Genomic DNA, 13,601 nt, shown 5'->3' with positions numbered 1-13,601 from the left:
GAGAGGCGGAACAGCTCAAGCGTTGCCGTTGAACAAGCCCGTGACCGAGCCGTTCTCGAAGACCTCGCGGATGGTGCGGGCCAGCAGCGGCGCGATCGACAGCACCGTCAGCGTCGGGAACTTCTTGTCCTCGCTGATCGGCAGCGTGTTGGTGATGACGACTTCCCTGGCACCACAGTTGGCCAGACGCTCGGCGGCCGGATCGCTGAGCACACCGTGGGTGGCCGCGATGATGACGTCGCCCGCGCCCGCTTCCTTGAGGACCTTCACCGCGCCGGCGATGGTGCCACCGGTGTCGATCATGTCGTCGATCAGCACGCAGGTGCGGCCTTCCACGTCACCGACGACGCGGTTGGACTTCACCTGGTTGGGCACCAGCGGGTCGCGGGTCTTGTGGATGAAGGACAGCGGCGTGCCACCCAGCGCGTCGGCCCACTTCTCGGCGACCTTCACGCGGCCGGCGTCGGGGGAGACGACGGCGAGGTTGTCGGTGGAGTAGTTGGTGCGGATGTAGTCCGAGAGCTGCACCAGCGCGTGCATGTGATCGACGGGGCCGTCGAAGAAGCCCTGGATCTGGTCGGTGTGCAGGTCGACGCTGATAATGCGATCGGCGCCCGCGGTCTTGAGCAGGTCGGCGACCAGGCGGGCCGAAATCGGCTCGCGGCCGCGGTGCTTCTTGTCCTGGCGCGCGTACGGGTAGAACGGCAGCACCGCGGTGATCCGCTTGGCCGAACCGCGCTTGAGCGCGTCGATCATGATGAGCTGTTCCATCAGCCACTGGTTCAGCGGCGCGGGGAAGCTCTGCAGCACGAAGGCGTCCGAACCGCGGACCGACTCCTCGAACCGGACGAAGATCTCGCCGTTGGCGAAGTCCGTCGCGGTCTGCGGCGTGATGTCGACATCGAGTTCCTTGGCGACCTGCTCGGCCAGCTCAGGATGTGACCGGCCGGCGAAGAGCATCAAGTTCTTCTGGTTGTCGATCGAGAACGCGGTCACTGCTGGTTGCCATCCTTTTGCTCGATTGTCTTCGAAGACGTCTCGTCTGCCGCGATGGCTTCCGCCGCCGCGCGCGCCGCAGCGGTTCCTGGACGGTAGCGCTGCACCCAGTTTTCAATAGTGCGCTGTGGCCCACCCGACACAGCAAGTGCACCCGGTGGAACGCTTCTGCGCAGTACAGTACCCGCACCCGTATATGCCCCGTCACCCACCGTTACCGGTGCGATAAACATGGTGTCGCTACCTGTTCGCACATGGGAACCAACCACGGTGTGGTGCTTGTTCACTCCGTCATAGTTCACAAAAACACTGGAAGCGCCGATGTTGCTGTACTCGCCGATGGTCGCGTCGCCGACATAGGTCAGGTGCGGAACCTTCGAGTGCGCGCCGATCGAGGCGTTCTTGGTTTCGACGAACGCGCCGAGCTTGCCTTCCTCGCCGACAACCGTGCCCGGCCGCAGATAGCTGAACGGCCCGATGGTGGCGCCCTCGCCGATCTCGGCGCGCTCGCCGTGGGTGCGGATCACGCTCGCGCCCTCGCCGACGAACACGTCGGTGAGCGTGGTGTCCGGCCCGATCTCGGCGTCCTCACCGATGTGGGTCTCGCCGAAGAGCTGGGTGCCCGGCCGCAGCACGGCGTCGCGTCCGATGCGCACGCTCGCGTCGATCCAGGTCGTCGCGGGGTCGATGATGGTGACGCCCGCGCGCATGTGCCGTTCGAGAATGTAGCGATTGAGAGTGGCGCCCGCCTGCGAGAGCTGCACCCGGTCGTTCACGCCGGTGACCTTGTTCGAATCGATCAGCCGCGCGCCGTGCACGGGATGGCCGGCCTCGCGGGCCAGCCGCAGCACATCGGTGAGGTAGAGCTCGTGCTGGGCGTTGGCGGTGGACAGCCGCCCGATCATGGTGCGCAGTACCGACGCGTCGAAGGCGTAGACGCCGGAGTTGACCTCTTTGATCTTGGCCTGCACGGGCGTCGCGTCGGCGTGCTCCACGATCTCGGCGACCTGACCGTCGTCGTCGCGCACGATCCGGCCGTAGCCGTTGGCGTCGTCGGGCACGAAGGTCAGGACGGTGACGGCGGGCCGGTCGGCGTAGCTGCGGTGCTCGTCGAGCAGCGCGGAGAGGGTGTGCCCGTCGAGCAGCGGCACGTCGGCCGAGGTGACGAGAAGGTCGCCGTCGAAGTCCGCGGGGATCGAACCCAGTGCGCACTGCACCGCGTGTCCGGTTCCGAGCTGCTGCTCCTGCACCGCGCACACGATCTCGCGGCCGAGTTCCTTACCCACGTCCGCCACGGCGGCGCCGACCTTCTCGCGGTCGTGCCCGACAACGGTGATCAGGTGGGTCGGATCGATCTCGACGGCGGCGTGCAGCGCGTGCGAGAGCATCGACCGGCCTGCCAACGGGTGCAGCACTTTCGGAGTCTTCGACCGCATTCGCGTCCCAGCACCTGCTGCGAGAACGACGACGGCGGTCTGCGGTGGCATGGATCTCCCTCGGCTGCCTGTCAGCGAGTGCTGTGGCGGGTTCGGTCGGTAGATGGTGCGGGCCGACGATACGTCACTGTGTGTCCGTGTGCTCCGCCGCCAGGACTCGAACCTGAACTATCTGAACCAAAATCAGAGGTGCTGCCATTACACTACGGCGGATCGCCACACCAGTGGGCCGGGTAAGCCCACCACTGTGCTACGGCACGGCATGATCCTCGCACACGATCCCGCCCTCCGGCGAATCTAGTGTGTGCCTGTCGCGCCCGAGCTCGGATGACGTTGTTAGCCTTCTGGAACGCACGTACTGATTCTCGTGAGTCGAAACGCGGAGAGGCGGGGGAACGCATGTCGTCTGGTGAGCCAGGGCGAACAACGAGGCCCAGGATGACCGGTACGCAGCGCAGGCAGCAACTGATCGAGATCGGTCGCGCGTTGTTCGCCGAGCGTGGGTATGACGCGACATCGATCGAGGAGATCGCGCAGCGCGCGCAGGTGTCCAAGCCGGTGGTCTATGAGCATTTCGGCGGCAAGGAAGGCCTCTACGCGGTGGTCGTCGATCGCGAGATGTCGATGCTGCTGGAGATGATCACCTCCTCGCTCACCCAGAATCGTTCCCGGGTGCGGTTGGAGCAGGTCGCGCTGGCCCTGCTCACCTACATCGAGGAGCGCACCGACGGCTTTCGCATCCTGGTCCGCGACCAGCCCGCGAACAACGCCGACGGCCGCTACTCGAGCCTGCTCAACGAGGCCGTCAGAGAGGTCGCGCACATCCTGGCCGGCGATTTCGGCCGTCGCGATTTCGACACCAGCCTCGCTCCGCTCTACGCCCAGGCACTGGTCGGCATGGTCTCGACCACCGCCACCTGGTGGCTCGACGAGCGCACCCCGCCCAAAGAGGTGGTCGCGGCGCACCTGGTCAACCTGTGTTGGAACGGTTTGAGTCATTTGGAAGCCGAACCGGGTCTCAGCTCCGAATGGAATACGGGGACTACGCCGACAATCGGTGGGGTAACCGGACGTTAGCGCACGCAGTGTGGACCGAATCCATGATTCGGCTGCCACTTTGCCGCCTGGTGGTACGGTTCACCCATCCTTTTGGGTGCTGCCGGGCGGTATGTCGAGCAAATTTCGGGATGTCGGTCTACTTCAGGATGGCTGGATTATTGGATGACAGGCGGATCTGATGGCTAGGCAAGCACGCGCGGAGATCACCCGCGACTCCGTCCTTGCTGGCGCTGCCGATGTCTTTCTCCGTTTGGGGTACGCCAACGCGAGCCTCAGCGAAATCATCGCGCAGTCCAATGTGACCAAGGGCGCCTTGTACTTTCACTTCGGCTCCAAGGAGGAGCTGGCCAGGGCGGTGGTCGATCAGGGCAACGAGCGCCTGACCGGATCCTGTCAGGGCTTCTTCGATTCCCGGGTGCCCGCGCTCGAGGCGGCCGTCGGGATCACCTATGTGGTGGCCGACCTGTCGATGAACGATCCGATGGTCGGTGCGATGCTCAAGCTCACCCACCAGATCGGTGACTATCGCGGTGCGCAGGGCGACAATATCGCCAAGACCTGGGGCGAGACCTACCGTTTGCTGTCGGAGCGGGCCATCGCCCAGGGTGATCTGATCGCCGACCTCGATCCGGAGGTCGTCGGTGTGCTGCTCCAGGAACTGACCGCGGGCGTGCACATCGTCGCGGTCGGCACCGAGTCGATGGAGCAGATGGCGGCGCGGATGGAACGGGCCTGGTACTTCCTGCTGCCCTCGCTGGTGCCGCCGGAGAAGCTGTCGTACTTCCGGGAGTTCGCCGCGCGCAGGCTGCGTCGCTACGTCGTCTAGGTCAGACGCTGCGGTCGGTGGCGAGCACCGCCCGCACGTCGGTGTCGGCCCCGGTCGGCGTGATCCGGACTTCGTCGCGGCCGAACGCGTGCAGTAGCAGCTCCGACGGCGGTCCAGTGAGCACCACCCCGGCGCCGTCACCGCGATGTGCGGTGATCGTGGCGCCCTGCGGCGTCGCGAGGACGACCGGAACCGGCGACTTGCGGTAGGCCGCGCGGGCGACGGCGCGCAGCGCGCTCCACAGGCGATCTTCGTCGCGCGCCGCCAATTGCCTTGGCTCCCAGCCCGGTTCGGACCTGCGGACGTCTTCGTGGTGGACGAACATCTCGCTGAGATTGGCCACCGCGTCGACCGGGCGCAGCGGCGACCACCAGGGCGGACCGGTGCGCACCAGCTCGAGCAGTTCGGCGAACGGTCGCTGCGCGATCTGCGCCTGCTTCGCGTCGAGGTAGCCGGCCATCGGCCGGAAGACGATGCCGATCGACGCGTCGGGCCTGCGCTCGCGGACCACCAGGTGGGCGGCGAGGTCGTGCACCGTCCAGGTGCCGCACAGGGTCGGCGCGGCAGGGCCGGCCTCGGTCATTGTCGCCACGAGGGCGAGGCGTTCACGTCGAGCCAGACTCACGCCTCGACCTTACGCGCGTCGCGACGTTCAGCACCGAGCGATCTCATCCGGCGGTGCGTTTCAGCCGCCGTTCATCCACTGTCGCTTCAGGTTCCAATGGTTGGCCCACCACGCCTGTTCCGCCGCGGGGTCCGAGCCCGCCGCCGGGGGTGGCGATTCTCCTGGGAACAGCCCCGCCGGACCAGGGGCGCCGACCTTTGTCGGTGTCGGAGCCTCGCTCGGCGCGACCGCTTCCGGTGAACTCGGTGGCGCGGAGGGGTCTGTGGGGCCGGCCCCAGGTGCTGGAACCCAAGTGGGCGGTTCTGGATCGCGAGGCGCGGTGGTGGCGGGGGCCGCAGCGGTCGAGGGCGGCGCCGGAGCAGCGGCTGCGGGTGGGCCGTGGTTCGGCGCGGGTGCCAGGGGTGGGGCGGGCTGATCCGGTGATCGCGGCGAGCCCGCGGGCGAGGTCGGAAGCCGGGCCTCGACGGATGGCGGCGCCGAGGACGACGGTGGCGAAAGGCTGGTCGTGTCCGCCGAACCCGCGGTCATGGTCGGCGCGCTGTCGTCCAGTACCTGTGACACCGCGAATCCGGACACCCCGAGGAAGGCCGCGAGTGCCGCCGCGGCCAGCAGTAGCCGCTTGGGGCGCCCGGGAGCGCGCGGAGGTTCGGTGTATTGCTGTCGTACCTGGTCGGCGGCGATCAGCGCGGCTCCGCGCGCCGTTGCCTGCCCGAAGTCCGGCACGAGAACGACGCGTGCGGTGAGTTCGTAGCGCAACGCGCCCGCGATCTCGGGATCGGCCGCTGATGTACCGCAGAGGGCAACCACGTCGGGACGCGTCGGGATCGACTCCAGCATCGAGCGCACATGACCGATCGTCTCGGCCATCGCGTCGGCATCGAACGCTGCCAGGGAGCCCTCGTCCGAGGTGCCGTCGGCGAGTCCAGTGGTCCAGGTCCGCGATGCCAGGACTTGCCGGCGATCCGGCCCGGCCACTACGGCGGTCGCGGTGCGATCAGCGAGGTTCAGCAGCACAACGGTCCCGAACTCGTCGAGTTCCGGCATGGCGCCGACCAGTGCGAACAGTGCCGATCGGGTCGAAACCAGCGACGATGCCCGCCACTGCCCGTCCGCCAGCTGTGACACGATCCGCTGCCGGTCCTCCGCCGTGTGATAGGCCACCGCGACGTCGGCGATGACCGGTGCTGACGCGGTGAGCGCGTCGAGCGCGCCGACGATCGAGCCGCCGTCTTCGACACGCTGCTCGACTGTCCGCAGGACCTCGGACTGTCTTCCCGATCCGCTGGACAGGAGTATCCCCCGGACGACAGTGCGTTCCGCTGATATTCCGACCGTGGTCGTCATGGATCACCTACTCGATAGATCTATAGCTTTCTGGGATTCGTGGCGAGCGCGTTCGGCGACTGGTCGATATTCCAACTGTGATGTCTCTCATAGGTCACCTACCGCCCCTGCGGCAGCTCGCACTCCGGGGTCAGCCGCGGACCAACCCCCCGGAATCACTCATCTAGACTCCGAGACGGCTACCTCGCCCATCCCGACTGCGCATTCAGGAGCGAACAATGTCCTCCCTTCGTCCTCCGCTCGCCGGTCTGGCCGAAGTGGTCGCGGGTGATGCCGCGCTGCGGATGGTCACCGACCTGGTCGGCAAGTCCGGGGTGGAGTTGGTCGCGCCGTCGGCTGTGCGGCCGTTCGTCGCCGCGACGATCGCCGATCAGCGCCCCTTGGTGGTGGTGACCGCGACCGGTCGTGAGGCCGACGATCTGACCGTGGAGCTCACCGAGATGCTCGGCCCGTCGGTGGCGATGTTCCCGTCCTGGGAGACCCTGCCGCACGAACGCCTCTCGCCCGGCCCCGACACGGTGGGCCGCAGGCTCGAGGTGCTGCGCCGGCTCGCTCACCCGGAAGATCCTGTTTATCCCGATCCGCTCCGGGTCGTGGTCACCACGGTGCGTTCGCTGATGCAGCCCATGACGGCCGGTCTCGGCGATATCGAGCCGGTGGTGTTGCGCGTCGGCGGTGAGTCCGATTTCGACGAATTGCTCGCTCGCCTGGTCGAATTCGCGTATACCCGGGTTGACATGGTCGGCAAGCGCGGTGAGTTCGCGGTGCGTGGCGGGATCCTCGATCTGTTCGCGCCGACCGCGGATCATCCGGTGCGCGTGGAGTTCTGGGGCGACGAGGTCACCGAGATCCGCCCGTTCTCGGTCGCCGATCAGCGCTCGCTGAGCGAGAACACCGTCGACTTGGTGGTCGCGCCCCCGTGTCGTGAACTCCTGCTCACCGCTCCGGTGCGCGAACGTGCCGCCGCCGTCGCCGCCGACAACGAGGCCGATGCGTCCCTGGTCGAGATGCTGGACAAGATCGCCGATGGCATTCCGGTCGACGGTATGGAGGCGCTGCTGCCGGTCCTCGCGCCGGGCAAGCTCAGCCTGCTCACCGAGGCACTGCCTGCCGGTGCCCAGTTGCTGCTGTGCGATCCGGAGAAGATCCGTACGCGCGCAGCCGATCTCGTGCGCACCGGCGAGGAATTCCTCGAAGCCTCCTGGACCGCGGCGTCTTTCGGTAGCGACGCTCCGCTGGGTGCCAACGGCCTCGATCTGGCCGCTTCCGGTTACCGCAGCCTGCCCGAATTGCACACCAGCGCGGACGAACTCGGCCTGCCCTGGTGGACGCTGAGCCCGCTCAGCTCCGGCGATCCGATCGAGGTGAACCTGCCGGTGCAGGCCGGACCCACCGCGCGCGGGTCCGAGGAACTGGTCGCCACCATCTTCGCGTCGCTGCGCGCGCACGTCGCCACCGGTGGCCGCGCGGTCGTCGTGGTCACCGGCCACGGCACGGCCCAACGCGTGCTGGAGCGGCTCGGCGAGGCCGAAGTACCCGCCGCGCTGCTGGCCTCCGGGGCTGCCCCGGAGCCGGGAGTCGTCGGCGTGCTGTGTGGATCGCTGCACGACGGCCTGATCTTCGACGACGCCGGACTGGTTGTCGTCGCCGAATCCGATCTCACCGGCAACCGGGTCACCGCGCCCACCGAGGGCAAACGGCTGCCCGCCAAGCGCCGCAACCAGGTCGACCCGCTCGCGCTGGCCTCGGGCGACATGGTGGTGCACGACCAGCACGGCATCGGCCGGTTCGTCGAGATGATCGAGCGCACCATCGGCGGCGCGCGCCGCGAGTACCTGGTGATCGAATACGCGCCGAGCAAGCGCGGTCAGCCCGGCGACCGCCTGTTCGTGCCGATGGAATCGCTCGACCAGCTCTCCCGCTATGTCGGTGGCGAACTGCCGAGCCTGTCCAAGCTCGGCGGCTCCGACTGGGCGAACACGAAACGTAAGGCGCGCAAGGCCGTTCGCGAGATCGCCGGCGAGCTGGTGCAGCTCTACGCCGCGCGGCAGGCCGCGCCCGGTCATGCCTTCGCCCCGGACACCCCGTGGCAGCAGGAGATGGAGGACGCGTTCGCGTTCACCGAGACCGTCGACCAGATGACCGCCATCACCGACGTGAAGTCGGACATGGAGAAGGCGGTGCCGATGGACCGCGTGGTCTGCGGCGACGTGGGCTACGGCAAGACCGAGATCGCCGTGCGCGCCGCGTTCAAGGCGGTGCAGGACGGCAAGCAGGTCGCCGTGCTCGTGCCGACCACGCTGCTCGCGCAGCAGCACCTGCAGACCTTCACCGAACGCGTCGCGGGCTTCCCGGTGACGGTGCGCGGGCTCTCCCGCTTCACCGATGTCTCTGATTCGAAGGAGATCCTGGCCGGGCTGGCCGACGGCTCGGTCGACATCGTGGTCGGCACGCACCGGCTGCTGCAGACCGGTGTGCGCTGGAAGGACCTCGGCCTGGTGGTGGTCGACGAGGAACAGCGCTTCGGTGTGGAGCACAAGGAACACATCAAGGCCCTGCGCACCCACGTCGACGTGCTCACCATGTCGGCCACCCCGATCCCGCGCACCCTGGAGATGAGCCTGGCCGGCATCCGCGAGATGTCGACCATTCTCACCCCGCCCGAGGAACGTCATCCGGTGCTCACCTATGTGGGCGCCTACAACGACAAGCAGGTCACCGCCGCCATCCGCCGCGAGCTGATGCGCGACGGCCAGGTGTTCTACGTGCACAACCGGGTGTCCTCGATCGACAAGGCCGCCAAGAAGATTCGCGATCTGGTGCCCGAGGCGCGGGTGGTCGTGGCGCACGGTCAGATGAACGAGGACCAGCTGGAGAAGACCGTGCAGGGCTTCTGGGAGCGCGAGTACGACGTACTCGTCTGCACCACGATCATCGAGACCGGCCTCGACATCTCGAATGCGAACACGTTGATCGTGGAACGTGCCGACTCCCTTGGCCTTTCGCAGCTGCACCAGTTGCGTGGTCGCGTCGGTCGTTCGCGCGAGCGCGGCTACGCATACTTCCTGTACCCGCCGGAGAAGCCGCTCACCGAGACCGCCTACGACCGGCTGGCCACCATCGCGCAGAACTCCGATCTGGGTGCCGGTATGGCCGTGGCGATGAAGGACCTCGAGATCCGTGGCGCGGGCAACGTGCTCGGCGCCGAACAGTCCGGTCACGTCGCCGGTGTCGGCTTCGATCTGTATGTGCGACTGGTAGGCGAGGCGGTGGAGGCCTACCGCGCGGCCGCCGACGGCAAGCCGATCGTCACCGAGGAGAACAAGGAGGTGCGCATCGATCTGCCCGTCGACGCGCACATCCCGCCCGACTACATCGCCAGCGACCGCCTGCGGCTGGAGGCTTACCGCAAACTCGCCGCCGCCCAGGACGATACGGCCCTGTCGGCGGTGATCGAGGAACTCGCCGACCGGTACGGCCCGCTACCGGTGGAGGTCGGCCGACTGGTGTCGGTGGCCAAGCTGCGCCTGCTCGCCCGCGAGTACGACGTGTCCGAGATCGTCGTCACCGGTTCCTCGCTCAAGATCGCGCCGCTGAATCTCCCCGATTCCAAACAGCTTCGGCTCAAGCGGATCTACCCGGCGGCCAATTACCGTCCCGCGAGTGGGCTGATCACGCTGCCGCTGCCGCGGATCACCGACAGCGTCGGTGCCGATCGGGTGCGCGATGTGGCAGTGCTGCAGTTCGTCGCGGATCTACTGCTGGTGCTCGATGGTAAACCCCAAGGGATGGTGGATCTTTCGGTTCCGGTGGAAGCCGTCCGATGAGCCGGGAGATCTCCCAGGAGCAAGCCGACACCGCGGTCGTCGCCGCGGGATTGTCCGACGCCGTCGAGGTGATGGACCGTCTCTGGCACTTCGGCGGTTGGGAACGCACCCAGACCCACGACTCCCTGCGCCCCTACCTCCTCGAGGAGACCTACGAACTCCTCGACGCCATCGGAGCTGGCGACGCCGAAACCATCAAGGAAGAATTGGGCGACCTCCTGCTCCAGGTCCTCTTCCACTCCCGAATCGCCGAACACGCAGGCGAATTCACCGTCGACGACGTCGCGGCAACCCTTGTCGGCAAACTCGTCCACCGCAGCCCCTACCTGACCGACGCCGATTTCTCCTCGGGTACCTCGACGGCCGACAAGATCGCCGCACAGGAAAAGGCTTGGGAAGAGCGCAAATCCGCGGAGAAGTCCCGCCGCTCCTGCCTCGACGGCATCGCCATGGCCCAACCCGCCCTCGCTCTCGCCGAAAAGATCCGTACCCGCAGCGCCGCCGCGGGCCTGCCCGCCGATCTCGTCCCTGACACCCTGCGCGTGGTCGAGCTCGGCGGCCCCGAATCGGCGGAGGAATGCCTCCGCAAAGCGGCCATCGCCTTCGCCACCGCCATCCGCGCCGCCGAAGATGCCGCCGAAGCCGCACGCGGCACCCGGTCCCCGCTCACCCCGGACGACTGGCGCGCCTACTGGCCCGCCGCGCATCGAGACCATCAGTTACCGATGAGCTAACGACGTTTCGCGGGTGCGCGGCATCTGAGACGTTGCTGAGATCTTGTGGACAATCTCGCGCGCGCCAGCGAGCAAGGCGCACACCGCTTTAGACTCGTAGCAGCTCGCCGTGCGCGGCGGGGCAGGGGTCCGGCGATCGTCGAGGTGAGGTTGATGGGTACAGAGGTAGATCCGGCAGGGCAGGACGTGATGGCCGAGCATCCCGAGCTGGACGTGCTGCCGGTGTGGCCGCAGGAAACCATCGCGGTACTGGTCACCACCGATCCCGCGCCGCACGCGATTCCCGTTTCGTGGCCGGTGCGCGCGGGTGACCGGCGGATTCTCATCAGTTTGAAGTCCGATCGCGGGTCGCTGGCACGGTTGCGGGCGCGGCCGGAGGTGGCGTTGCTGATCCTGGGCGGCGGCAATGTGGCGTTGTGCGCGCGCGGGCGGGCGAAAGTCGTCGCCGAGCAGATGCCGGGGGCCGAGGACTACACCGCGGTGCAGCTGGACGTCGACGTGATCGACGACCATCGGCAGTCCGCGTTCGCCGTCGACCGTGGCATCCAGCGCACGGTCCTCGACGACTCCGAATTGCGGGCGCTCGAAGGTCGGGTCGAGACCCTGCGAACCTGGGCCGACCACGGACCTGCAGCGTAAGTTCTTCTACGGCACACCATCTGGACAGAAGGGTTCTCATGAGCGTCACACTCGCCAAGGGCGGCAATGTCTCGCTGTCGAAGCAGACCGACAACCTCACCAAGGTGGCGGTCGGTCTCGGCTGGGACGTGCGCACCACCACCGGTGCCGACCACGACCTGGACGCCAGCGCGCTGGCCACCGGCACGAATTTGAAAGTGCTCTCGGATCAGCACTTCATCTTCTACAACAACCTGCGCTCGCCGGAAGGCACCATCGAGCACACCGGTGACAACCTGACCGGCGAGGGCGACGGCGACGACGAGATCATCAACGTCGACCTGGCCGCCACCCCGCCGACGATCACCAACATCTTCTTCCCGGTCTCGATCCACGACGCCCAGGCCCGCGGCCAGTCGTTCGGTCAGATTCGCAACGCCTACATCCGCGTCACCGACGCGAACACCGGCGTCGAGCTGGCCCGCTACGACCTGTCCGAGGACGCGTCCACCGAGACCGCCATGGTCTTCGGCGAGCTGTACCGCCACAACAACGAGTGGAAGTTCCGCGCGGTCGGCCAGGGGTACGCCTCGGGTCTCGCGGGCATCGCTCGTGATTACGGCGTGAATCTCTGACGAACCACGACACAGGCGGGCGACGTGGTGTCGCCCGCCTGTGTCGTGTGTGTCCCTATCTCGACTGGCTGACGGGCACGCGCGGCGGCCGCGCCGTGCTGGCCTGATCGAGCAGCGCGAAGTACTTGCGGAGCATGAGCGCGGCGGTGGTCGCCAGGCCTGCCGTCAGGCCCCACCACACGCCCGCCGCGCCGAGATGCAGCGGGAAGGCGAGCAGCAACGCCGCCGGAAGCCCGACGCCCCAATAGCCGACCAGCGAGAGCCGGAAGCCCGCGGATGTTTCCTTGAGCCCGCGCAGCAGCCCGGTGCCGATGTTCTGGGCGGCGTCGAAGAACTGCAGCACGATGCCGATGAGCAGCAGCGTGTGCGCGATCGCGACCGTGTCGGTATCGGACGCGTCGAGGAACGGCGCCAGCACCAGGTCCGGTGCGAGCACGTAGACGGCACCGGTGACGATCGCGAGCACCGCGGCCATCCGCAGCGCCAGCCAGGCCAGTGCCCTCGCGTGGCTGTACTCGTCACGCGCGACAGCATCGCTGACCAGGATCGACGCGCCATGGGACAGGCCGATCGCCACCTGGAACACGATGTAGATGATCTGGTAGACGACATTGTGCGCGGCGAGCGCGGCGGGCCCGAAACTGCCCATCACCAGCGCGAGTACCGAGAACATGCCCGCTTCCGAACCGTAGGTGAGCGCGATCGGCGTGCCGAGCCGCAACTCCTCGCGCACGGTCGACCAGCGCACCGGCCACGGCGTCGACGGCAGCGTGCGGCCGAGATATTCGTCGTGGCGCACCATCGCCCAGAGCACCCCGAAGGTGATCAGGAAGACCAGCGAGGTCGCGATGCCCACACCCGTCAGGCCCATCGCCGGAATGCCGGCCCAGCCGTGGATGAAGGCCAGCGCGAGCACCACGTTCAACGCCACCGAACCGAGCGTGACCAGCAACAACGCCTGCGGACGCTGCATGCCGACGGTGTACTGCCGCAAGACCTGGAACCACAGGCACGGCAGCAACCCGGGCGCGAGCGCGATCATCATCGGCCGGGCCAGCTCGAGCACCGCCGCATCCTGGCCGAGCCATGGCAATACCCAGCCCAGCCCGACCAGCAGCGCACCACCGAGCAGGCCGGCGATGGTCGCGATCACGAACGCGGCACGCACCACCGCGCGCACTTCGTCGTCGGCCGAACCGCCACGCTTACCGGCCGCACCGAGCGCGCCGGCGATCTGATTCCCGGTGCCGGTGATCAGCCCGACGCACATCGTCCGGATCTGGTTGAACAACACCAGCGCCAGCCCACCCGCGGCGACCTCGCGCACCCCGAGCGTGCCCATCAGCGCGAGATTGGTCGTCGAGACCGCGATCTGCGCCAATTGGGTGAGTGCGATCGGCGTCGCCAGCCTGGCCAGCGCGCCGCCGTCCGCGCGCGCGGCGCTCATCGGCTCGCTCCGGCGTGGCTCTTCCGGTTGACGTTGGCGCTCCGGCTGGCGAAA

11 protein-coding genes and 1 tRNA gene are annotated in these 13,601 nt (G+C 67.6%); 6 read left to right on the top strand and 6 right to left on the bottom strand.

The genetic code is table 11. The features are described 5' to 3' along the window. Positions 1-15 precede the first annotated feature (15 nt). From ACWZHB_RS23955 to ACWZHB_RS23945, 3 genes are all read right to left on the bottom strand, one after another. Positions 16-996, bottom strand: a complete 981-nt coding sequence (locus tag ACWZHB_RS23955; protein WP_101465805.1) for a ribose-phosphate diphosphokinase — start codon at positions 994-996, stop codon at positions 16-18. Further along, positions 993-2,483: a bifunctional UDP-N-acetylglucosamine diphosphorylase/glucosamine-1-phosphate N-acetyltransferase GlmU gene (glmU, locus tag ACWZHB_RS23950; RefSeq protein WP_378940722.1), complete on the bottom strand. Its 1,491-nt coding sequence runs from the start codon at positions 2,481-2,483 to the stop codon at positions 993-995. The genes ACWZHB_RS23955 and glmU overlap by 4 nt, the downstream gene beginning before the upstream one ends. A 91-nt stretch (positions 2,484-2,574) precedes the next feature. Beyond that, a tRNA-Gln gene (locus ACWZHB_RS23945) sits at positions 2,575-2,645 on the bottom strand. Between the two features lie 225 nt (positions 2,646-2,870). Here ACWZHB_RS23945 and ACWZHB_RS23940 point away from each other — a divergent pair. Together ACWZHB_RS23940 and ACWZHB_RS23935 are read left to right on the top strand one after the other, a co-directional pair. Continuing rightward, positions 2,871-3,509: a TetR/AcrR family transcriptional regulator gene (locus ACWZHB_RS23940; RefSeq protein ID WP_427904073.1), complete on the top strand. Its 639-nt coding sequence runs from the start codon at positions 2,871-2,873 to the stop codon at positions 3,507-3,509. Positions 3,510-3,669: 160 nt separating this feature from the next. Beyond that, positions 3,670-4,317, top strand: coding sequence for a TetR/AcrR family transcriptional regulator (locus ACWZHB_RS23935; protein ID WP_358071707.1), 648 nt, complete (start codon positions 3,670-3,672; stop codon positions 4,315-4,317). 1 nt (position 4,318) lies between these two features. On the opposite strand, the gene ACWZHB_RS23930 is transcribed toward ACWZHB_RS23935, so the two are convergent. Together ACWZHB_RS23930 and ACWZHB_RS23925 are read right to left on the bottom strand one after the other, a co-directional pair. Further along, complete coding sequence (locus tag ACWZHB_RS23930; protein WP_427904072.1) at positions 4,319-4,942, bottom strand: TIGR03085 family metal-binding protein; 624 nt, start codon at positions 4,940-4,942, stop codon at positions 4,319-4,321. A 60-nt stretch (positions 4,943-5,002) separates the two neighbouring features. After that, positions 5,003-6,286 (bottom strand): hypothetical protein, encoded by a 1,284-nt coding sequence (locus ACWZHB_RS23925; RefSeq protein WP_427904071.1) that lies wholly within the window; start codon positions 6,284-6,286, stop codon positions 5,003-5,005. 218 nt (positions 6,287-6,504) lie between these two features. On the opposite strand from ACWZHB_RS23925, the gene mfd reads away from it, so the two are divergent. From mfd to ACWZHB_RS23905, 4 genes are all read left to right on the top strand, one after another. Further along, on the top strand, positions 6,505-10,113 hold the full coding sequence (gene mfd / locus ACWZHB_RS23920; RefSeq protein WP_427904070.1) for a transcription-repair coupling factor: 3,609 nt from the start codon (positions 6,505-6,507) through the stop codon (positions 10,111-10,113). After that, the gene (locus ACWZHB_RS23915; protein WP_427904069.1) at positions 10,110-10,847 is read left to right on the top strand and encodes a MazG family protein; all 738 of its coding nucleotides are present in this window, start codon (positions 10,110-10,112) and stop codon (positions 10,845-10,847) included. The genes mfd and ACWZHB_RS23915 overlap by 4 nt, the downstream gene beginning before the upstream one ends. Before the next feature lie 153 nt (positions 10,848-11,000). Then, complete coding sequence (locus ACWZHB_RS23910) at positions 11,001-11,486, top strand: hypothetical protein (protein WP_427904068.1); 486 nt, start codon at positions 11,001-11,003, stop codon at positions 11,484-11,486. Positions 11,487-11,524: 38 nt separating this feature from the next. Beyond that, positions 11,525-12,100 (top strand): TerD family protein, encoded by a 576-nt coding sequence (locus ACWZHB_RS23905; RefSeq protein ID WP_301903359.1) that lies wholly within the window; start codon positions 11,525-11,527, stop codon positions 12,098-12,100. Between the two features lie 55 nt (positions 12,101-12,155). Here the strand turns inward: ACWZHB_RS23905 and ACWZHB_RS23900 are convergent, their stop codons facing one another. Beyond that, positions 12,156-13,547 carry an MATE family efflux transporter gene (locus ACWZHB_RS23900; RefSeq protein WP_427904067.1) on the bottom strand — a complete coding sequence of 464 codons (1,392 nt, stop codon included), beginning with the start codon at positions 13,545-13,547 and terminating at the stop codon, positions 12,156-12,158. Positions 13,548-13,601: the final 54 nt, after the last annotated feature.

It is taken from the genome of Nocardia sp. FBN12 (assembly GCF_054031145.1).
This window is presented reverse-complemented; position numbering and strand designations above follow the sequence as displayed.